Origin of the sequence: Bosea sp. NBC_00550 (genome assembly GCF_026020075.1) — a bacterium.
In the GTDB taxonomy this organism is placed as follows: Bacteria; Pseudomonadota; Alphaproteobacteria; order Rhizobiales; family Beijerinckiaceae; genus Allobosea.
The window spans coordinates 2,921,288-2,942,126 of record NZ_CP102772.1 but is presented as its reverse complement, the minus strand read 5'-3'; the positions used below and the strand labels follow the sequence as shown (position 1 = coordinate 2,942,126).

At 66.9% G+C, this 20,839-nt stretch carries 21 protein-coding genes; 17 read left to right on the top strand and 4 right to left on the bottom strand.

The window, feature by feature from the left end; genetic code table 11:
- The first annotated feature begins 47 nt into the window (after nt 1-47).
- The 3 genes from NWE53_RS14140 to NWE53_RS14130 all read left to right on the top strand — a co-directional run bounded on the left by NWE53_RS14140 (nt 48) and on the right by NWE53_RS14130 (nt 3,050).
- The gene (locus NWE53_RS14140) at nt 48-1,040 is read left to right on the top strand and encodes a sialic acid TRAP transporter substrate-binding protein SiaP (RefSeq protein WP_265050023.1); all 993 of its coding nucleotides are present in this window, start codon (nt 48-50) and stop codon (nt 1,038-1,040) included.
- 211 nt (nt 1,041-1,251) lie between these two features.
- A complete protein-coding gene (locus NWE53_RS14135; RefSeq protein WP_265050022.1) occupies nt 1,252-1,767 on the top strand; it encodes a TRAP transporter small permease in 516 nt (171 codons plus the stop codon).
- A complete protein-coding gene (locus tag NWE53_RS14130; RefSeq protein ID WP_265050021.1) occupies nt 1,764-3,050 on the top strand; it encodes a TRAP transporter large permease in 1,287 nt (428 codons plus the stop codon). The genes NWE53_RS14135 and NWE53_RS14130 overlap by 4 nt, the downstream gene beginning before the upstream one ends.
- A gap of 16 nt (nt 3,051-3,066) precedes the next feature.
- Here the strand turns inward: NWE53_RS14130 and ppk2 are convergent, their stop codons facing one another.
- Nucleotides 3,067-4,020: a polyphosphate kinase 2 gene (ppk2, locus tag NWE53_RS14125; protein ID WP_265050020.1), complete on the bottom strand. Its 954-nt coding sequence runs from the start codon at nt 4,018-4,020 to the stop codon at nt 3,067-3,069.
- Nucleotides 4,021-4,139: 119 nt separating this feature from the next.
- On the opposite strand from ppk2, the gene NWE53_RS14120 reads away from it, so the two are divergent.
- The 7 genes from NWE53_RS14120 (at nt 4,140) to phoB (ending at nt 10,798) form a co-directional block, all read left to right on the top strand.
- Entirely contained in the window at nt 4,140-5,192 is a 1,053-nt protein-coding gene (locus NWE53_RS14120) for an ATP-binding protein (protein WP_265050019.1), read from the top strand.
- Nucleotides 5,193-5,305: 113 nt separating this feature from the next.
- Nucleotides 5,306-6,331: a phosphate ABC transporter substrate-binding protein PstS gene (gene pstS / locus NWE53_RS14115; RefSeq protein ID WP_265050018.1), complete on the top strand. Its 1,026-nt coding sequence runs from the start codon at nt 5,306-5,308 to the stop codon at nt 6,329-6,331.
- A 246-nt stretch (nt 6,332-6,577) separates the two neighbouring features.
- Entirely contained in the window at nt 6,578-7,534 is a 957-nt protein-coding gene (gene pstC / locus NWE53_RS14110; RefSeq protein WP_442865031.1) for a phosphate ABC transporter permease subunit PstC, read from the top strand.
- Nucleotides 7,535-7,551: 17 nt separating this feature from the next.
- Nucleotides 7,552-8,436 carry a phosphate ABC transporter permease PstA gene (pstA, locus tag NWE53_RS14105; protein ID WP_265050016.1) on the top strand — a complete coding sequence of 295 codons (885 nt, stop codon included), beginning with the start codon at nt 7,552-7,554 and terminating at the stop codon, nt 8,434-8,436.
- Between the two features lie 40 nt (nt 8,437-8,476).
- Nucleotides 8,477-9,283: a phosphate ABC transporter ATP-binding protein PstB gene (pstB, locus tag NWE53_RS14100; RefSeq protein WP_265050015.1), complete on the top strand. Its 807-nt coding sequence runs from the start codon at nt 8,477-8,479 to the stop codon at nt 9,281-9,283.
- 85 nt (nt 9,284-9,368) lie between these two features.
- On the top strand, nt 9,369-10,088 hold the full coding sequence (phoU, locus tag NWE53_RS14095; RefSeq protein ID WP_265050014.1) for a phosphate signaling complex protein PhoU: 720 nt from the start codon (nt 9,369-9,371) through the stop codon (nt 10,086-10,088).
- An 11-nt stretch (nt 10,089-10,099) separates the two neighbouring features.
- Nucleotides 10,100-10,798: a phosphate regulon transcriptional regulator PhoB gene (gene phoB, locus NWE53_RS14090; protein ID WP_265050013.1), complete on the top strand. Its 699-nt coding sequence runs from the start codon at nt 10,100-10,102 to the stop codon at nt 10,796-10,798.
- A 12-nt stretch (nt 10,799-10,810) separates the two neighbouring features.
- Here the strand turns inward: phoB and NWE53_RS14085 are convergent, their stop codons facing one another.
- Complete coding sequence (locus NWE53_RS14085; protein ID WP_265050012.1) at nt 10,811-11,197, bottom strand: SpoIIAA family protein; 387 nt, start codon at nt 11,195-11,197, stop codon at nt 10,811-10,813.
- 53 nt (nt 11,198-11,250) lie between these two features.
- Entirely contained in the window at nt 11,251-12,177 is a 927-nt protein-coding gene (locus NWE53_RS14080) for a LysR family transcriptional regulator (RefSeq protein WP_265050011.1), read from the bottom strand.
- A gap of 96 nt (nt 12,178-12,273) precedes the next feature.
- On the opposite strand from NWE53_RS14080, the gene argH reads away from it, so the two are divergent.
- From argH to NWE53_RS14060, 4 genes are read left to right on the top strand one after another with little or no spacing between them, the layout of a single operon-like run.
- Nucleotides 12,274-13,689 carry an argininosuccinate lyase gene (gene argH / locus NWE53_RS14075; protein ID WP_265050010.1) on the top strand — a complete coding sequence of 472 codons (1,416 nt, stop codon included), beginning with the start codon at nt 12,274-12,276 and terminating at the stop codon, nt 13,687-13,689.
- The gene (locus NWE53_RS14070; protein ID WP_265050009.1) at nt 13,686-14,579 is read left to right on the top strand and encodes an amino acid ABC transporter permease; all 894 of its coding nucleotides are present in this window, start codon (nt 13,686-13,688) and stop codon (nt 14,577-14,579) included. The genes argH and NWE53_RS14070 overlap by 4 nt, the downstream gene beginning before the upstream one ends.
- A complete protein-coding gene (locus NWE53_RS14065; protein WP_320109511.1) occupies nt 14,576-15,370 on the top strand; it encodes an amino acid ABC transporter ATP-binding protein in 795 nt (264 codons plus the stop codon). Before NWE53_RS14070 ends, NWE53_RS14065 begins: the two co-directional genes overlap by 4 nt.
- A 36-nt stretch (nt 15,371-15,406) precedes the next feature.
- Nucleotides 15,407-16,237 carry an ABC transporter substrate-binding protein gene (locus NWE53_RS14060; protein ID WP_265050008.1) on the top strand — a complete coding sequence of 277 codons (831 nt, stop codon included), beginning with the start codon at nt 15,407-15,409 and terminating at the stop codon, nt 16,235-16,237.
- Between the two features lie 24 nt (nt 16,238-16,261).
- On the opposite strand, the gene NWE53_RS14055 is transcribed toward NWE53_RS14060, so the two are convergent.
- On the bottom strand, nt 16,262-17,212 hold the full coding sequence (locus NWE53_RS14055; RefSeq protein WP_265050007.1) for an IS110 family RNA-guided transposase: 951 nt from the start codon (nt 17,210-17,212) through the stop codon (nt 16,262-16,264).
- A gap of 412 nt (nt 17,213-17,624) precedes the next feature.
- Here NWE53_RS14055 and zapE point away from each other — a divergent pair, with 412 nt between their 5' ends.
- From zapE to mdh, 3 genes are all read left to right on the top strand, one after another.
- Entirely contained in the window at nt 17,625-18,803 is a 1,179-nt protein-coding gene (gene zapE, locus NWE53_RS14050) for a cell division protein ZapE (RefSeq protein ID WP_265050006.1), read from the top strand.
- Between the two features lie 209 nt (nt 18,804-19,012).
- Nucleotides 19,013-19,612 (top strand): TetR/AcrR family transcriptional regulator, encoded by a 600-nt coding sequence (locus tag NWE53_RS14045; protein ID WP_265050005.1) that lies wholly within the window; start codon nt 19,013-19,015, stop codon nt 19,610-19,612.
- 262 nt (nt 19,613-19,874) lie between these two features.
- Nucleotides 19,875-20,837, top strand: coding sequence for a malate dehydrogenase (gene mdh, locus NWE53_RS14040; RefSeq protein ID WP_265050004.1), 963 nt, complete (start codon nt 19,875-19,877; stop codon nt 20,835-20,837).
- Nucleotides 20,838-20,839: the final 2 nt, after the last annotated feature.

The following is a 20,839-nucleotide window of genomic DNA, read 5'->3' as shown; positions in this document are numbered from 1 at the left end:
GCAACCACCACGAGCCGGAGAACCGGCCGCTCCCGGAGGGAACAGCGATGAAGAGGCAGACGAGGCGCGATTTTCTGGCCGCCACGGCGGCAGGGGCGGCAGCGATCGCCGCGCCCAACATCCTGCGCGCGCAACAGCTGGTGCTGCGCTGGGCCGACGGCCAGCCGGCGAGCCATCCCTCGCCGCAGAGCGCGGTGAAGGCCGGCGCCGAGATCAAGGAGAAGACCGGCGGGCGCGTCGAGATCCAGTCCTTCCCGAACGGGCAGCTCGGCTCCTCGCGCGACATGGTCGAGTCGGTGGCATCGGGCGCGCTGACCATGGTCACGGAAGGCGCGGCGCAGCTCGGCCAGTTCGTGCCGCAGCTCTCGATCATCGAGGCGCCCTATATCTGGAAGGATTCGGCGCATATGACGCGGGCGCTGAAATCCCCGCTGATCGACGAGCTCAACAAGGCGCTGGTCGAGAAGCGCGGCATGCGCATGATCGGCGTCAACTATTACGGCGTGCGCCACCTCACCAGCGGCAAGAAGGCGATCAACTCCGTCGAGGACATGAAGGGCTTCAAGCTGCGCGTGCCGGAGGTCGACACCTTCCGCGCCATGGCCGAGGCCTGGGGCGCGCGGCCGACGCCGCTGAACTTTTCCGAGCTCTATCTCGCCCTGTCGCAAGGGGCGGTCGACGGCCAGGAGAATCCGCTGCCGACGATCGCTTCCGCCAAGCTCGGCGAGGTCCAGAAATACCTCGTGCTGACCGCGCACATCATCACGCCGCGGCTGGTGATCGTGAACGAAAGCGCCTGGCAGAAGATCCCCCAGGTCGATCGCGACGTCATCGTCGCGGCCGTCGACAAGGCCGCCACCTGGCAGGACAACGAGATCCTGGAGCAGGAAAAGGGCCTCGCCGACACGCTGGCCAAGGGCGGCATGACGGTGGTCAAGCCCGACAACGAGGCCTTCCGCAAGCCGGTTCTGGCGAGCGTGCCGGCCAAGTTCGAGAGTAAATGGGGCAAGGGGCTCTGGGACCGCATCCAGGCGCTTTGAGTCGGTCGTCCGTAAAGATCGTTCCGCCGTCATTCCGGGGCGCTGCGCAGCAGCGAACCCGGAATCCATAGCCGCCGATTTCACCCGGGAAGAGCGGGACGTTCGCTTCGTCTTTTTGGGGTCGTCGTCGTGGTTCTGGGTTCCGGGCTCAGGCCGCTGGCCTGCCCCGGAATGACCGCGTGGTTCCGAGCCGAGGCTGAGAGATATCCCGATGGCCGTATTGGTACGCGCAATATTCGACCGCCTGATGGAGGTGATCGCGGCGATCCTTCTCGTCGCGCTGCTCGTCACCGTGACGCTGGGCATCGTGACGCGGGCGCTGGGTGACCCGCTGATCTGGACCGACGAGGTCTCGCGCTTCCTGATGCTGTGGGTCGCCGTCGCGGGCTGGGTCCTGGCGAGCCGGCGGCGCGCCCATATCCGCATCCGCTTCTTCCACAATCTCCTGCCGCAGCATGGCTGGCGGGCGGCCGAGACCGTGATGCAGCTGGCGATGATCGTCTTCGGCCTGCTGGTGACCTGGTACAGCGTCCATCTGGTCCATGCGAATTACGACCTCGAGGCGACGACGGTGCCGCTGTCGATGGGAGTGCTCTATGTGCCCATGCTGCTGGCCGGCGTCGTAACCGCGCTGCAGGGCGTGGCTGATCTCGTCGACAATCTGCGCAACTGGAACGCGCCGCCCATCGCGCCGGTCGTGCCGACGATGCAGGAGGCGGTCGAGTGAGCACGCTGATCTTCCAGATCTCCGGGGTCTGGCTGCTCTCGATCCTGGCGGGCTTCCCGCTCTTCGCCTCGATGGGGCTGGCCGCCTTCGCCTTCGTGCTGATCGGCGATTTCTCCGCCTCGATCGTGCCGCAGAAGATGGCGCAGGCGATGAACTCCTTCCCGATCGTCGCCGCGCCGCTCTTCATCCTGATGGGCAACATCCTGGGCGCGGCGCGCATCACCGACCGCATCGTCGCCTTCGCCACGGCAGTGCTCGGCTGGCTGCGCGGCGGCTATGCCCATGCCTCGATCCTGACCAGCATGATCTTCGCCGGCATGGTCGGCTCGGCGGTGGCGGATGCGGCGGGCTCGGGCGCGATCGAGATCCGCGCCATGCGCAAGGCCGGCTACCGGCCGGAGACGGCGGCCTCGATCACCGCGGCGGCCGCGACGATCGGCCCGATCATCCCGCCCTCGCTGCCGATGGTGATCTACGGCGTCACGGCCGATGTCTCGATCGGGCGGCTGTTCATCGGCGGCGTCATTCCCGGCATCCTGATGGGGCTGTCGCTGATGGTGATGGTCGCGATCATCGCCAAGCGCCAGGGCTTCCGGAAGGAGAAGTTCAAGGGCTTCCGCGAGATCGGCCGGACCTTCCTCAGCGGCTTCTTCGCGCTGATGACGCCGCCGCTGATCCTCGGCGGCATGTTCACCGGCATCTTCACTCCGACGGAAGCCGCGGCGGTCGCCTGCCTCTACGCGCTCTTCCTCGGCTTCTTCGTCTACCGCACGCTGGAGGTGAAGCAGATCTGGCCGATCCTGATCGAGACCGTCGAGACCACCGGCCTCGTCACGGTGCTGGTCATGGCGGCGGGCGCGCTCGGCTGGTGCATGTCGATCTCGCGCGTGCCGCAGACGCTGACCCCGCTGATCGTCGACACGATCAAGGACCCGCTGGTCTTCCTGCTGGTCTGCAACCTCATCCTGCTCGTCGTCGGCTGCTTCATGGAGGCGCTGGCGGCGCTCCTGATCCTGATCCCGATCCTGGTGCCAGCCGCCCACAGCTTCGGCATCGACCCCGTGCAGTTCGGCATCATCATGATCCTGAACCTGATCCTGGGGACGATCCACCCGCCGATCGGCGTCGTGCTCTTCGTGGTGACGCGGATCGCGAACGTCTCCTTCGAGACGATGTCGAAGGCGATACTGCCTTGGCTCGTGCCGCTGCTGGTGGTGCTGGCCATGATCACGCTCTGGCCGCCATTGACGACCTGGCTGCCGAACCACGTGATGGGGCCGTGACGCGGCCGCTGGAGCGCTATCGGCCCTCCGGCTCGCCGCCATGGTCGAGATAGCGGTCGACGGGGATGACGATCTCCTCGTCGAGCGTGCCGATCGCCGCCTCGTCCTTGTCCTTGTAGGGGATCGCCTTCAGCACGTGGCGGATGGCGTTGAGGCGGGCGCGCAGCTTGTCGTTGCTGCGCACGACATGCCAGGGCGCGCTTTCGGTCGAGGTCCGGCCGAGCATCTCGTCGAAGGCGCGGGAATAATCGTCGAAGCGCGGCAGGGCTTCGAAGTCGATCGGTGACAGTTTCCAGCGCTTCAGCGGATCGTGCCAGCGGGCATGCAGCCGCGTGATCTGCATCTCGCGCCCGATGGTCAGGAAGAGCTTGATCAGGCGGACGCCGTCCCGCGCCAGCATGCCCTCGAAGACCGGCGCCTCGCGCAGGAAATGCTCGGTTTCCTCCGGCGTGCAGAAGCCCATGACACGCTCGACGCCGGCGCGGTTGTACCAGGAGCGATCGAAGAACACGATCTCGCCCGCCGTCGGCATCTCGGCAGCGTAGCGCTGCAGGTACCACTGGCCCTTCTCGGTATCGGACGGTTTCGGCAGCGCGACGATGCGGGCCTGGCGCGGGTTGAGATGCTGGGTGAAGCGGGCGATGGTGCCGCCCTTGCCGGCGCCGTCGCGGCCCTCGAAGACGATGACGATGCGCTCGCCCTGCTTGGCGGCCCAGCGCGTCAGCTTCTGCAATTCGATCTGGAGCGGCTCGAGCTCGCGGTTGTAGCGCTTGCGCTTCATCCGCTTGCCGTAGGGATAGTCGCCGCTGTGATAGGCGGCATCGACGATGGCTTCCGGCAGCGTATCGGCCTCGATATCGAAGTCCTTGAGCTTGGCGGGCTTCGAGCGGGCCTTCGCCGGCTTCGGTTGGTTCCCCGACGGCAATTCGATCGCGTTCTTCGCATTTGAACCGGAGAATTTCTTCGCCATCGTCGGCTCCTTGTTTCGCGCAAAGCCTAGCCGGCTGCCGCGCGGAAGGGAATTGACGCTTCCGCTTCTTCCGCTCAGGAAGGGCGCGCCGGCCGCCGCCGGCAGGCTTCGGGCGCTCCATGGTCGACATTACCGTTTCCCACTCCGCGACGACGCGGCACATGATCGAGGCGCTCGGCGCTCCCGTCGTGCTGCTCGACGAGCAGGGTTTCGCGCAGGCGTTGAGCCCGGCGATGCGCGCGCTCATTCCGGGGCTCGAGATCGGCAAGCTGCTGGCCTTGGTGCTGCGCGACCCCGATCTCAACGACGCGATCGAGCATGTCGCGCTCGGGGGGGACCGCAAGACCGTCGAGCTCGTCGAGCGGGTGCCGTTCGAGCGGGCCTTTCGCATCCATATCGCGGCGCTGGGCGCCGGGCGCCGGCGCGCGACGCTGCTGACCTTCCAGGACCTCAGCGAGCAGCGGGTGATCGAGCGCATGCGCGTCGATTTCGTCGCCAATGCCAGCCACGAGCTGCGCACGCCGCTCGCTTCGCTGCTCGGCTTCGTCGAGACGCTACAGGGGCCGGCGCGCAACGACGAGCGCGCCCGCGAGCGCTTCCTCGGGATCATGCGCGAGCAGGGGCTACGCATGGCGCGCCTCGTCGATGACCTGCTGTCGCTCTCGCGCATCGAGCAGCGCGCCCATGTTGCGCCCGACACGCCCGTCGATCTCGCCGGCATCGCGCGCGAGATCGTCGACTCGCTCACCTTGATGGCGCGCGAGCGCGAGGTGACGCTGATGTTGCGCACGCCGCGCGAGCCGCTCCAGGTTCCCGGCGATCGCGACGAATTGCTGCGGCTGATGGAGAACCTCGTCGAGAACGCGATCAAATACGGCAAGCGGAGCGGCGAGGTGCTGATCACTGTCGAGGCCGGGGAGGGCGAGGCCAGCTTCCATGTCCGCGACGACGGCCCCGGCATCGCGCCGGAGCATCTGCCGCGCCTGACGGAGCGCTTCTACCGGGTCGATACCGCGGCGAGCCGCGAGGCGGGCGGCACGGGCCTGGGCCTCGCCATCGTCAAGCATATCGTGCTGCGCCATCGCGGCCGGCTGACGATCGAGAGCAAGCCCGGCGAGGGCGCGACCTTCAAGGCGATCCTGCCCCGCTTCGGCGCTCAGCAGGCCGGCTAGAGACCGGCTGTCAGCCTTTCATGACAGCTTTCATGACGAAATGTCATTTGGCTGTCATATAGAGGGTGTTCTGACAGGGCCGCTGCATACAGCGACCCAGAGAGGACATCTCAATGCGCAAGATTCTCGTTCTCGCGGCCGTCGCCGCCGGGATCGCCGGTTCCGCCCAGGCCGCCGACATTACCGGCGCCGGCGCGACCTTCCCCTTCCCGATCTATTCCAAGTGGGCCGAGGCCTACAAGAAGGACACGGGCATCGGCCTGAACTACCAGTCGATCGGCTCGGGCGGCGGCATCCGCCAGATCAAGGCGAAGACCGTCGCCTTCGGCGCGACCGACGCCCCGCTCAAGGGCGAGGACCTCACCAAGGACGGCCTGATCCAGTTCCCGACCGTGATGGGCGGCGTCGTTCCGGCCGTCAACATCGCCGGCATCGAGCCGGGCAAGCTCAAGCTCTCGGGCGAGATCATCGCGCAGATCTATCTGGGCGACATCAAGAAGTGGAACGACCCGAAGATCGTGGCGCTCAATGCCGGCGTGACCCTGCCGGACGCCAACATCAACCCGGTCTACCGCTCGGACGGCTCGGGCACGACCTTCGTCTTCACCGACTACCTCTCCAAGGTCTCGCCCGACTGGAAGTCCAAGATCGGCACCAACCAGTCGGTCCAGTGGCCGGTCGGCATCGGTGGCAAGGGCAATGAAGGCGTCTCGGCTTCCGTCAAGCAGGTCGCGAACTCGATCGGCTATGTCGAGTACGCCTATGCCAAGCAGAACAAGCTCGCCCATGCCCTGGTGAAGAATGCCGACGGCAACTTCCCGGCTCCGGAAGAGAAGGCGTTCCAGGCGGCTGCGGCCAACGCCAACTGGCAGGAGCAGCCCGGCTTCGGCATCTCGCTCAACAATCAGAAGGGCGCGGAAGCCTGGCCGATCACCTCGGCGACCTTCATCCTCGTCCATGCCAAGCCGGAGAAGCCGGAAGATGTCCAGTCCGCGCTGAAGTTCTTCGACTGGACCTACAAGAGCGGCGACAAGCTGGCGAGCGAACTCGACTACGTCGCGCTGCCGGCGAATGTGAAGGACCAGGTCCGCGCCGCCTGGAAGGGCGTGACCGATACCGCCGGCAAGCCGATCTTCTGATCGCTGCCGCCGACAAGGCGAGGCGGGACATTCCCGCCTTGCCGATACATTCAGCCCTCATCCTGAGGAGCCGCGGTGCGCGGCGTCTCGAAGGATGGATCCAGAGTGCACGGGAGCCTCCTTCGGGACGCGCTCCTGCAGAGCGCTCCTCAGGATGAGGGCTGAGGTTGATCGGCGCCGGGCAACCGGCCGCAGACGACCTCGGCTACGACACCGGAGCTTCCGCGGATGACCGCAGCAACCGACATGACGAGCATTCCCGGCGCGGCGCCGATCGTCCGCAGGACGCCGAAGGCAGGCTTCGACCTGTTCTTCCGCAATGCCAGCTTCGCGGCGGCGCTGTTCGTCCTGGTGCTGCTCGCCGGCATCATGCTCTCGATGGTCGTCGGCGGCTGGCCGGCCTTCCGCGAATTCGGCCTCGGCTTCATCACCTCCAGCGTCTGGGACACCCAGAACGACCAGTACGGCGCCTGGCCGGCGATCGTCGGCACGCTCTCGACGGCGCTGATCGCGCTGCTGATCGGCGTGCCGCTCTCGCTCGGCATCGCCGTCTATCTCACCCAGCTCGCGCCGCCCTGGTTCAAGCGGCCGGTCGCCACCGCGATCGAGCTGCTCGCCGCCGTGCCCTCGATCATCTACGGCATGTGGGGCCTGTTCGTCTTCGCGCCGCTCTTCGCGGCCTATGTGCAGATCCCGCTCTCGAACATCGTCGAGGGCATCCCGATCGTCGGCACCGTGCTCTACTCGCGCTCGCCCTCGGGCCTCGGCATCTTCACGGCCGGCATCATCCTGGCCTTCATGATCGTGCCCTTCATCGCCTCGATCACCCGCGACATGCTGGAGCAGATCCCCTCCGTGCTGCGCGAGAGCGCCTACGGCATCGGCGCGACGACCTGGGAGGTCGTGCGCCATGTGCTGGTGCCGCAGGCCGGCGTCTCGATCATCGGCGCGGTCATGCTCGGCCTGGGCCGCGCGCTCGGCGAGACGATGGCGGTGACCTTCGTCGTCGGCAACGCCAACCGCCTGTCGAGCTCGATCCTCGATCCGGGCTCGACCATCGCCTCGCGCATCGCCAACGAGTTCAACGAGGCGATGGGCCTCCAGCTCAACTCGCTGATCGCGCTGGGCTGCATCCTGTTCTTCGTCACCTTCGTCGTCCTCGTCATCGCGCGACTGCTGGTCTCGCGGGTGAAGCGCTACTGAGGTCCCGGGAGATGAGCATGACCACTGCTTCCAAGCCGCGCGAACTGCCCCATACCCCCTGGGGGCGCGTCCGCCAGTCCCGCCGCACCGCCGACCGGCTGATGAAGATCATCGCCACCGGCTTCACCTTCTGCGCCATCTTCGTGCTCTTCTGGATCCTCGGCATGCTGGTGGTGAAGGGCATCGGCGGGCTCTCGCTCGCGACCTTCACCGAGGTCACGCCCGGCCCCGGCTCGCAGGGCGGCGGCCTCGCCAACGCCATCGTCGGTTCGGTGGTGCTGACCTTCCTGGGCATCGCCATCGCCACGCCGATCGGCGTGCTGGCGGGGACCTGGCTCGCCGAGTACGGCAGGCGCTCGAAGCTCGCGAACCTGATCCGCTTCATCAACGACATTCTGCTCTCGGCGCCGTCGATCCTGATCGGCCTGTTCGTCTACGTCCTGCTGGTCGAGCCGTTCCGCGGCTATTCCGGCTGGGCCGGCGGCGTCGCGCTCGGCATCATCGCGATCCCCGTCATCGTGCGCACCACCGAGGACATGCTGAGCCTCGTGCCCGGCCCGCTGCGCGAGGCCGGAGCCGCTCTCGGCGCGCCGCCCTCGGTCGTCATCACCAGCGTGACCTGGCGGGCGGCCAAGGCCGGCATGGTCACCGGCATCCTGCTGGCTCTTGCCCGCATCGCCGGCGAGACCGCGCCGCTGATCTTCACAGCGCTCAACAACAATTTCTGGTTCTCGGCGAGCCTCGTCGGCGGCGTCTCGAACCTGCCCGTGACGATCTACCAGTTCGCCTCGGCCCCTTACGAAAACTGGCAGCAGCTGGCCTGGGCCGGCTCGCTCATCATCACCATGTCGATCCTGCTGCTCTCGATCGTTGCCCGCCGCATCGTCAGCGGCGGCAAGTAGAGCTTGAATCCAACCCGGTCGCGTCTGATCCTGAAGGACCATGTCGATGCTTTCGACCCTTGAACTCTCCCCGCAATCGCTCGATGCCGAGGCGCCCGTCCGGATCGCGGTGAAAAACCTCGATTTCTACTACGGCGAGCACAAGGCGCTGAAGAACATCAACCTCGACTTCCGCGACCGGCACGTCACGGCGCTGATCGGCCCTTCCGGCTGCGGCAAGTCGACCCTGCTGCGCATCTTCAACCGGATCTACTCGCTCTATCCCGAGCAGAGGGCGACCGGCGAGATCCTGCTCGACGGGCGCAACATCATCTCCAACGATGTCGACGTGAACGAGCTGCGCTCGCGCGTCGGCATGGTGTTCCAGAAGCCGACGCCGTTCCCGATGTCGATCTACGACAACGTCGCCTTCGGCATCCGGCTCTATGAGAGGCCGCCTAAGTCCGAGCTCGACGACCGCGTCGAAGGCGCCCTGCGCCGCGCCGCGCTCTGGGACGAGGTCAAGGACAAGCTGAAGAGCTCCGGCATGGGCCTCTCCGGCGGCCAGCAGCAGCGCCTGTGCATCGCGCGCACCATCGCGCAGAAGCCGGAGGTGATCCTGTTCGACGAGCCGACCTCGGCGCTGGATCCGATCTCGACCGGCAAGATCGAGGACCTGCTGGAGCAGCTGAAGAGCGACTTCACCATCGCCATCGTTACCCACAACATGCAGCAGGCGGCCCGCATCTCGCAGTACACCGCCTTCATGTATCTGGGCGAGGTCATCGAGTTCGCGCCGACCAACACGATCTTCATGAACCCCGGCAAAAAGCAGACGCAGGACTACGTCACCGGCCGTTTCGGCTGAGCGGCGACGGACTTCTTTGTTTTATCGCATTTTCATCGCGCGAACCGGTGCCCACTTCGCTTGAAAATGCTTCGAGGATAACGCCATGACCGATCACATCGTCCGTTCCTACGACACCGATCTCGAGGGCATCCGCCGCAGCCTCGCCGAAATGGGCGGCATGGCCGAGCGCATGCTGGGCGATTCCACCGTCGCCCTGGTGCGCCGCGACACCGCGCTCGCCCAGAAGATCATCTCGGCCGACCAGCGCCTCGACAATCTCCAGCGCGAGGTCGAGGAGAAGGCGGTGCTGACCATCGCCCGGCGCCAGCCGCTCGCCAACGATCTGCGCGAGCTGATCTCGGCGATCCGCATCGCGGCGGATGTCGAGCGCGTGGGCGATCTCGCCAAGAACATCGCCAAGCGGGCCGTCGCCATCGCCGGGCAGTTCCAGCCGCCGCATCGCGCGGTCGTCGGCCTCGAGCACATCAGCCGCCTCGTCCAGGCGCAGCTCAAGGACGTGCTCGACGCCTATGCCGCCGGCAACGAGCAGAAGGCGCTCGAGGTTTGGCGCCGCGACGACGAGATCGACGCGCTCTACACCTCGCTGTTCCGCGAACTCCTGACCTATATGATGGAAGATCCGCGCAACATCACCTTCTGCACACATCTGCTGTTCTGCGCGAAGAACATCGAGCGCATCGGCGACCACACCACCAACATCGCCGAGACGATCCATTATCTCATCACCGGCGACTCGCTCGACGTGAACAGGCCGAAGCTCGACACGACCAATATCGAGGTCGAGGCGATCACGGGCAGCTGAGGCAAGACATCATGGCCGCACGCATCCTGATCGTCGAGGACGAGGAGCCGCTCACCCTGCTGCTGCGCTACAACCTCGAGGCCGAGGGCTTCGAGGTCGACAGCGTCGCGCGCGGGGACGATGCGGAGCTGCATCTGCGCGACCACACCCCCGATCTCGTGCTGCTCGACTGGATGCTGCCCGGCCTCTCCGGCATCGAGCTCTGCCGGCGGCTGCGCTCGCGGCGCGACACCGAGCGCGTGCCGATCATCATGCTGACGGCGCGCGGCGAGGAGACCGAGCGGGTACGCGGCCTTGCGACCGGCGCCGACGACTACGTCGTCAAGCCGTTCTCGCTGCCGGAACTGATCGCGCGCATCCAGGCGCTTCTTCGCAGGGCGAAGCCAGGTCACGTCGCGGGGCTGCTGGCCGCGGGCGATCTCGAACTCGACCGCACGACCCGGCGCGTCCGCCGCGCCGGCAGCGAGCTGCATCTCGGGCCGACCGAGTTCCGGCTGCTCGAATTCCTGATGCAGGCACCGGGGCGGGTCTATTCGCGCGCCCAGCTTCTCGATGCCGTCTGGGGCCGCGACGTCTATATCGACGAGCGCACGGTCGACGTCCATGTCGGGCGGCTGCGCAAGGCAATCACGCCTGCCAACACCAAGGACCCGCTGCGCACGGTGCGCGGCGCCGGCTACGCCTTCGACGAGACCTTCGCGCGCAGCTGACGCGCGCGATCGTCAGGCGTTGGGACCGCCCTCGATATCGCCGGCCCAGGCCAGCGCGGTGTCGTACTCCTCCGGCTTGAACGTGCGCACCGTGACGAAGGGGATCGCGGGGTTGAGCAGGTCGACGAAGGCGGCGAGCCAGCTCTTGTCGGTGACCACGGCCTCGCGGGGAAAACGCTGGAGCTCCCAGAGCTCGCCGAGGCTGTAGCGCGCATCCTTCCAGGCGGCTGCCAATGTCATGTCGGTGAACTCGGTGAAGTCGGCGAGGATGCCGATCTTCTCGTGGCGGCCAAGCTTCGCATCGATATCGGCCATGATCTGATCGAGATCGTCGGCTGTCAGCGTCCGCGACAGGCGATAGGCGCCGACATGGTCCGGGGCGGGCAGAATGGTGAGCATGTCTCCTCCTCGGCGAAGACAACGCACCGCCCGGAGGGAAGTTTCGCGGGGAATCAGTCTGCTGAAGAAGGCGCCCGTGTCGCGGCGTCGAACTGCCCGGCCTCGCTGAGCAACCAGGTGACGAATTCGTCGAGGCCGGGGCGATCCGGCTGGCCGAGCGGGCGGGTGAGCCAGCAGCCGGTCGCGCTTGTGAAGCCGAGACAGAGCGGGTTGACGAGCGCGCCGGAGGCCAATTCATCCGCCACATAGCAGCGCGGCGTCAAGGCGACGCCGAGCCCGGCGACGGCGGCGCTGGTAATCACGGAATAGTAGCCGTAGCGCACGGTGTGCTCGGGCACGGCTCCGCGCAGATCGTGGGCCTCGGTGAACTCGGCCCAGAAGGTCGGCATCTGATAGTGCTGGAGCAGTGTCATCTTCTGGATGTCGGCGGCGCGGCGGAAACCGCCCATGCGCTCGATCAGGCTCGGCGCGGCGACGAGGGCGACATCGCGGCCGAACAGATAGTGCGCCTCCCTGCCGGTCCAGGGCGGGACGCCGTGGGCGATATCGAGATCGGGCTCTTCGGTCTCGCTCTCGCTGACATAGTTGGTGAACTGCACGTCGACGCCTGGGTGAGCCTCGGCGAAGGCGGGAAAGCGCCCCATCAGCCAGCGCTCGCCGACGATGGCGACCATGTGCAGCCGGATCGGCCGGGCGACGGCGGAGCGCTCGGCCAGGCGCCGCGCGCCGCGATCCATCTGCTCCAGCGCCGCTTCGGCATAGGGCAGATAGATCGCGCCGGCTTCGGTCAGCTTCAGGCCGAGCGGGCTGCGATCGAACAGCACGGCGCCGAGATGATGCTCCAGCGAGAGGATCTGCTTGGAGACGGCGCTCTGGGTGAGGTTGACCGCCTGCGCGGCGCGGGCCGTCGAGCCCAGTCGTGCGACGGTGGTGAAGGCCCGCAGGGCGGTCGATGACGGGGGAGGCCGACCGGCGGCCATGGGGTATTCCTTTTCGGACTATCTCTGCGGAGATCGTTTCGTTTGCCGGCCTCTCGGTCAAGAGGCCATTCTTCCGCTAGGGGAGGAACGAGCATCATGAACCAGACGACCCGCCTGTGGGGCGGACGTTTCCGCAAACCGCCGGATGCGCGGTTGATGAAGCTCTCCAGCGCAGCCGGCGAGCACGCCAGGCTGGTGCCCCAGGATGTCGCGGGCGGCAAGGCGCATGCGGCCGAACTCGGGCGCGCCGGGCTGCTGACGGCCCCGGAACTCGACACCATCCTGACCGCCCTCGACGCGATCGCGCGGGACACGGTCGAAGGCCGCATCGCGCCGGGGCCGCAGGACGAGGACGTCCACACCTTCATCGAGCGCATCCTGACCGAGCGGATCGGCTCGACCGGTGCCAAGCTCAGGGCCGGGCGCTCGCGCAACGACCAGGCGGCCAACAACCTCAAGCTCTATCTGCGCGAGAAGTCGCGTTCGCTGGCGGCGATGCTGGCCGAATTGCTGACCGCGATCGCCGACCAGGCGGAATTGCACGCGGCCTCGGTCAGCCCCGGCTTCACCCATCTGCAGAGCGCCCAGCCCGTCACCTTCGGCCACTGGCTGATGGCGCATGGCCAGGTGCTGATGCGCGATGCCTCGCGCCTGAAGGATTGGGAAGCGCGCTCCGGCCAGTCGCCGCTCGGGGCGGCGGCGCTTGCCGGCTCCGCGATCACGCTCAATCCCGAGCTCAGCGCGCGGGCGCTCGGCTATGATCGGCCGTTCGAGAATTCGGTCGATGCGGTCGGCGCGCGCGACCATGTCGCGGAGTTCCTGTTCGTCGCGGCGATGCTGACGACGAACCTGTCGCGGCTCGCCGAGGAGGTGACGCTGTGGGCTTCCAGGCAATTCGCCTGGGTGACGCTGGACGACGCCTTCGCCACCGGCTCCTCGATCATGCCGCAGAAGAAGAACCCCGATATCGCCGAGATCTCGCGCGGGCGGGCGGCGCGGCTGACCGGCGATCTCGTCGCCATGCTCGGAGCGTTGAAGGGGTTGCCGCTTTCCTACAACCGCGACCTCGCCGAGGACAAGCGCGCCGCATTCGACGCCGTCGACGTGCTGGAAGAGGTGCTGCCCGCCTTTGCCGGGCTGATCGCCAGCATGAGCGCCGACGCCAAGGTGATGCGTGCCCAGGCCGGCTCCGGCTTCGCGCTGGCGACCGAAGTGGCCGACTATCTCGCCCGCAGGGGCGTGCCCTTCGCCGAGGCGCATGAGATCACGGGGACCCTGGTGCGCTATTGCGAGGAAATGGGGCGTGAGCTGGAGACGCTCGACGCCGTCGACCTCCGGGCCGTCGATCCGCGGCTCGACGCTGGCGTGATCGACCATCTGACGCTCGATGCCGCCGTCGCGGCCCGCAGCGGCCATGGCGGCACGGCACCCGACCGCGTGCGCGAGCAGATCGCGCGCTTCCGTGACAACCTGACGGCTCTTGAAGCCTGGAGCCGGGAGACGCGGCGATGACCGACGCCACTTCACCGATCAGCAGCCGCGATCTCTCTGCTATCGCCCATCTCAGGATCGTGCCGCGGCGCTTCTACGGCCGCTGGTTCGCCTCGGCCGTGATCCTCGCCATCCTGGCCTGGATTGTGATGGCCTTCGTCGAGGGCGACATCGCCTGGCCGGTGGTCCGGCAGTTCTTCACGGCGCCCGCCATCATCGCCGGCCTCGGCAACACGCTGATCATGACCGTCTGCGCGATGACGCTCGGCGTCGTGCTCGGCGTCGTCTTCGCGATCATGTACATGTCGCCGAACCCGGTGCTGCGCAGCGTGGCGCTGTTCTACATCTGGTTCTTCCGCGGCACGCCGCTGCTGCTGCAGCTCCTGATCTGGTTCAACCTGGCGCTGGTCTTCCCGACCATCGGCATTCCGGGTGTGTTCTCCTGGCGGACGATCGATATCATCGGGCCGTTCATGGCGACGCTGCTCGGGCTCGGCATGAACCAGGGCGCCTATACGGCCGAGGTGGTGCGCGGCGGCATCCTCTCCGTCGACACCGGCCAGACCGAGGCCGCCAAGGCGATCGGCATGACGCGGCTGACGACGCTGCGCCGGATCGTGCTGCCACAGGCGATGCGCGTCATCATCCCGCCGGTGGGCAACGAGGTGATCAGCATGGTCAAGCTCACCTCGGTGGCGAGCGTGATCCAGTACGCCGAGATCCTGCGCAACGCGCAGACGATCTATTATGCCAATGCGCGGGTCATCGAACTGCTGATCGTCGCCGCGGGCTGGTACCTGCTGGTCGTGACGCTGCTGCAGATCGGCCAGTATTTTCTCGAATGCCACTTCTCGAAGGGGCGGGTGGGACGGCGCATCAAACGCGCCGCGGTTCAGGAGGAGCCCGCATGAGCGCGGTGGCGAACACGGCAGAGGCCGATAGCGCGATCGTCACGATCGCCAATGTCAGCAAGTTCTTCGGCGATCTGAAGGCGCTGAACAACGTCTCGCTCTCGATCGAGCCCGGCACGGTCCAGTGCATCATCGGGCCGTCGGGCTCGGGCAAGTCGACGCTGCTGCGCTGCATCAACCAGCTCGAGAAGATCGACCAGGGCGCCATCCGCGTCGATGGCGAACTGATCGGCTATCGCCGCGTCGGCGACGAGCTGCACGAGCTGACCGACCCGGAGATCGCGCGCCAGCGCCTCGCCACCGGCATGGTCTTCCAGCGCTTCAACCTGTTCAACCACATGACGGCGCTGCAGAACATCATCGAGGGGCCGCTCACCGTGCTGAAGCGGCCGCGCAAGCAGATCGTCGCCGAGGCGACGGCGCTGCTCGAGCGTGTCGGCCTCGCCGAGAAGCGCGACGCCTATCCGAGCGAGCTTTCGGGCGGGCAGCAGCAGCGCATCGCCATCGCCCGGGCGCTGGCGATGAAGCCGAAGCTGATGCTGTTCGACGAGCCGACCTCCGCGCTCGACCCCGAACTCGTCGGCGAGGTTCTGAACGTGATGCGCGATCTCGCGGCCTCAGGCATGACGATGATCGTGGTCACGCATGAGCTCGGCTTCGCGCGCGAGGTGGCGGGCGATGTCGTCTTCATGGACAAGGGCGAGATCGTCGAGCAGGGTCCGCCGCAGACCGTTCTCGTCGCGCCGAAACAGGCGCGCACGCGCGACTTCATCGCCGCCGTCCTGAAGTGACGGCAACGGAATCAGTTCACTAGAGGGAGAGACCACATGCTTCGTTTGACCATCGCCGCCGCGCTGCTCGCCGGCACCGCGCTCGCCGCACAGGCCCAAGCCCTGCCGGACCGCGTCAAGACCGCCGGCAAGATCATCATCGCCACCCAGCCGAACTATCCGCCGATCACCTTCAAGGACGTGGCGACCAACCAGCTCTCGGGCTTCGATATCGAGCTCGGCGAGGCCATCGCCAAGGAGCTCGGCATCAAGGTCGAGTGGCAGGAGACCGCCTTCGCCCAGATGCTGTCCTCGCTGCAGACGGGCCGCGTCGACGCGGTGATGGCGGGGATGAGCGACCTGCCGGCACGGCGCGAGGCGGCCGATTTCATCAACTACCTGGATTCCGGCGCGCAATTCTACACGGTCACGGCGTTCAAGGACACGATCAAGACCCCCGAGGGCCTCTGCGGCAAGAGTGTCGGCGCCAGCCGCGCGACCAACTGGCCGCGCCAGATCGGCGAGTGGAGCGCATCGAACTGCGTCGCCAAGGGCAAGCCCGCGGTCAACGTGGTCGAGACCGAGGGCTCGGTCGATGCCCGCACCCAGCTCAAGACGCAGCGCCTGCAGGGCGGCGTCCAGGGCAGCGAGACGATGAGCCATTTCCAGAAGCTCGAGCCGAACACCTATATCCCGCTCGGCAAGCCCTTCACCCATTCGCTGGCCGGCATCCCCTTCGCCAAGACGGCGGAAGGGACGCAGCTGCGCGACGCCGTCAAGGGCGCGCTCGACCGGCTCCAGGCGAACGGCACCTATGACGCGCTGATCCAGAAGTACGGCCTGCCCGACAACGCGATCAAGCCGATCACCGTCAACCAGGGCAAGTAAGTCCTGCGGAGCATCTGCGCGTCATCAACTCAGTTTGTTTTGGTCTCTGACGCGGGCATTTGCGATGACGATGATGCGTCGCATGATTGCGGTGAGAGCGACGATTGGCTTTTTTCCGTTTGCGATGAGGCGTGTGTAGGCGTCGCGCATGGCGGGGTCGTGCCTTGCGGCGGCCATTGCGGGCATGAACAGGGCGGCCTTGATTTCGGCCCTGCCGCCTCTGGTTGGGCGGTAGGCGTCTCGACTGCCGCTCTGGTTTGGATGAGGAGCCAGGCCTGCGAGTGCGGCGGCCTGGCGCCGGCTGATGCGTCCGAGCTCGGGCATGAGTGCGATGAGGGTGGCGGCGGTGGTCGTTCCGATGCCGCGGATGGAGCGCAAGGCCTGCTCGCTTCTGTCGGTGCGGGCGATGGTGCGCAGGGTCTCGGCGATGGTTTGCGCCAGGGCGGCGATCTGGGCTTTGAGGCAGTCGTGCAGGGCCTGGAGCGGGGCTTTGACCGGTTCGATGCCGGGAGCGTTGAGCCGGTTGGTGCAGGCCGTTCTCTGGGCGACGAGATCGGCTCTGGTCCGCACCAGGACCTGGAGGCGCTCGCGTGCCGGGGCGGGCGCCTGCCAGCGGATCAGCCGAGCGTGGCGCTCGGCGCCGTAGCGGGCAAGCGCCCTGGCATCGAGCGCATCGCTCTTCCCGAGCGTCCCATAGGAGCGGATGAAGGCCTTGACCTTGCGGGCATCGGCGCGATGGGCCGGGCAGCCGGCTGAGACGAGCGCCGCCAGCAGGGCGTCCTCATAGCCGCCCGTCGCCTCGCAGACGACGAGGCAGTCCGGGCCGAGCCCGGCTGCGAAGGCTGCCAGGGCCGAAGCCTCGTTAGGGAGACTGCCGAGGGTGTCGCCGCGGCTGTCGAAGACGACGATCCCGGCCTTGCCGACATCACAGCCGAGGAAACGGGAGGGTTCAGGGACCGTGGTGCAAACCGGCATCGGGAGCTATCCTCGAAGGGCTTGTGATTGTCTGCGGGCGTTCGGCTCATGCGAAGAGGCCCTGGCAACTCACCAAGCGTGACAAGGGAAGCGACCCGCAACCTCGATGACGACGGGCGAAAGCCCTGGCTCGGGACGGTCGACGAGTCGCGTCTGGTCCGGCCGGCCAGCCGGACCAGACATCCCGCTCACGCGGAACAAAACCTCAATACCCCATCACAAACAGACAATGCTCGGGCTTGACCCGAGCATCTCGGAAACCGGCGCGCGCTCGTCATGAGATTCTCGGGTCGACGCGATGCGTCGCCCCGAGAATCACGCTCTTTTCCCGAAACGGTCCGTCGGACTTGCGATGATGGCAGGGCTGCCGTAACCCCGTCTGGTCTCATCCGGATCGCCAGCGCCCGCCGTCATGTCAGCCTCGATCACCGACCGTTATGCCGCCCTGGTCGAGGCGGGCGCCATCGAGCGCGATCCCGCGCAGGTCGCGGTGGTGAAGCGGCTGGAAGTCCTGACCGCCGCTCTCGCGGCCCGCCGCCTCGCCCGCAAGGGCAGCGCGCTGGGCTGGCTCTTCGGCAAGAAGCCGGACACGGCCGAGGCGCCGAAAGGGCTGTACATCTGGGGCTCGGTCGGCCGCGGCAAGACCATGCTGATGGACATGTTCTTCGAGGCCGCGCCGGTGAAGCGCAAGCGCCGCGTGCATTTCCACGAGTTCCTGGCCGATGTGCACGGACGCATCAACATCTACCGCCAGAAGATCAAGAGCGGCGAGGTCAAGGACGCCGACCCGATCGCGCCCGTCGCCGCCGAACTCGCGGACGAGGCCTACCTGCTCTGCTTCGACGAGTTCACCGTCACCGACATCGCCGATGCGATGATCCTGGGGCGGCTGTTCACGGCGCTGTTCGCCGCCGGCGTCGTGGTGGTCGCGACCTCGAATGTCGAGCCTTCGCGCCTCTATGAGGGCGGGCTCAACCGGGCGCTGTTCCTGCCCTTCATCGCGCTGCTGCAGACCAAGGTCGAGGTGCTCAAGCTCGATGCCCGCACCGATTTCCGGCTGGAGAAGCTCGGCGGCGCGCCGGTCTACCATGTGCCGGCCGACGACAAGGCGAAGGCCGCGCTCGACACGGCCTTCAAGGCACTGTCCGGCACGGCGCAGGGGCCGCGCACGGTGCTGAACGTGCAGGGGCACGACCTCGTCCTGCCGCAGGCGGCGGGCGGCGTGGCGCGAGCGGGCTTCGCCGATCTCTGCGCCCAGGCCTATGGCGCCTCGGACTACATCGCGCTGGCGCAGCGTTTCCATACGCTGGTGCTCGATGGCATCCCGATCCTCGATTTCGACCGGCGCAACGAGGCCAAGCGCTTCATCATCCTGATCGACACGCTCTACGAGCACCATGTGAAGCTCGTCGCCTCGGCGGCGGCCGAACCGCACGAGCTCTACCATGCCAGGCAGGGGCGCGAGGCCTTCGAGTTCGACCGCACGGTGTCCCGCCTCATCGAGATGCGCTCCGAGGAATACCTCGCCATGCCGCATGGCCGCCCCGACTCGACGGCGAGCGGAGACACCACCGGTCTGGTCGAGACGTGATGACGGCCGGCGGCGCGAATCCCTCACCGTCATTCCGGGGCGCCCCGCAGGGGCGAGCCCGGAATCCAGAGCCGACGCCGCCGATCCAGAGAGAGGCATCGGATGGCACAGCGACCGCGCGAGGGGCATCGGTTCTGGGTTCCGGGCTCATCGCTGCGCGATGCCCCGGAATGACGGCGGTGCTATCTGAGCCGATGGATCGCTGACCCATGCCGCAGCGCGAGCCGAGCGAGACCCGCATCCTCACGGTCGCCAGCGAGCATCTGCGCAAGTTCGGGCTGAAGCGCTTCACCGTCGTCGCCGTGGCGGAAGAGGCGGGCATGACGCATGCCAATGTCTACCGCTACTTTCCCTCGCGGGTGGCGCTCATCGATGCTGTCGTCGATGTCTGGCTGAAGGCGACGGAGCGCAGGCTCGCCGATGTCGCCGACGGGCCCGACCCGGCCGACGACAAGCTCGAACGGTTGATCCTGGCGCTGGCCAAGGCCAATCGCGACCTCCTGAGCGAGGATCCGCATCTGTTCGCGGCGCTGTCGCTCGCCGTCGCCAAGCGCCATGCCATCAGCCGGCGCAACCGCACGCGCGTGCGCGCCCTGTTCGAGCGCGTCGTCGACGAGGGCATCGCGACGGGCGTCTTCGAGCCGCGCGACCGCGACCGCGCCATCGCCTTCGTCATCGACGCCACGCATCGCTTCATCCATCCCGCCTCGCTGGCGCTGGAAGCGGATGTGCCGCTGGCTTCGGTCGATACGCGACTCTCCACCCTGATCCGCGTGATCCTGCGGGTGCTCGGTAGCGGCATCGTGTGAAAAATCTGGTGACGAATTACAGAATTCGTAAATTGTAACTGCTCGAATTCCGACCATCCTCGATCGAGCCACTGAAATGTGCTCCCGCAAGTCATTGAAAAATCTAAGACTGCCCTGTTCCCTCGCGCGATGCGGGGGCGGGCGCCCCGGAAAAGCCGCTTTTCGGGCAAGGGTTGCGGCAAAAGCCCGGTTTGGGCCAAAGGAACGCACGGTTTGGCCGGCTCGCCGGCATTTTGCAGCGCCAGGACAAAAGGACTAGGCAATGGCCCGTAAGAAGATCGCCCTCATCGGCTCCGGCCAGATCGGCGGCACGCTCGCCCACCTCGCCGGCCTCAAGGAACTGGGCGACATCGTCCTGTTCGACATCGCCGACGGCATCCCGCAGGGCAAGGGTCTGGACATCGCCGAGTCCGCGCCGGTCGACGGCTTCGACGCCGGCTACAAGGGCACGAGCTCCTACGAGGACATCAAGGGCGCCGACGTCGTGATCGTCACCGCCGGCGTGCCGCGCAAGCCCGGCATGAGCCGCGACGACCTGATCGGCATCAACCTCAAGGTGATGAAGGCGGTTGGCGAGGGCATCAAGCAGTATGCGCCGAAGGCCTTCGTGATCTGCATTACCAACCCGCTCGACGCGATGGTCTGGGCGCTGCAGAAGTTCTCCGGCATCAAGCCGAACATGATCTGCGGCATGGCCGGCGTGCTCGACTCCGCCCGCTTCCGCCACTTCCTCGCCGAGGAGTTCCAGGTCTCGGTCAAGGACGTCTCGGCCTTCGTGCTCGGCGGCCATGGCGACGACATGGTGCCGCTCGTCCGCTATTCGGGCGTCGCCGGCATCCCGCTGCCGGACCTCGTCAAGATGAAGTGGACCACGCAGGAGAAGCTGGACGCCATCGTCGAGCGCACCCGCAAGGGCGGCGGCGAGATCGTCAACCTGCTCAAGACCGGCTCGGCCTTCTACGCTCCGGCCGCCTCCGCCATCGCGATGGCCGAGAGCTATCTCAAGGACCAGAAGCGCGTGCTGCCGGCAGCCGCCGCGCTCAAGGGCCAGTACGGCGTCAAGGACATGTTCGTCGGCGTTCCCGTCGTGATCGGCGCCAAGGGCGTCGAGCGCGTCGTCAAGATCCGCCTCAACGGCGCCGAGAAGGAGATGCTGGCGAAGTCGGTGGCTTCGGTGCAGGGCCTCATCGACGCCTGCAAGAACGTCGATCCGTCACTCGCGTGAGC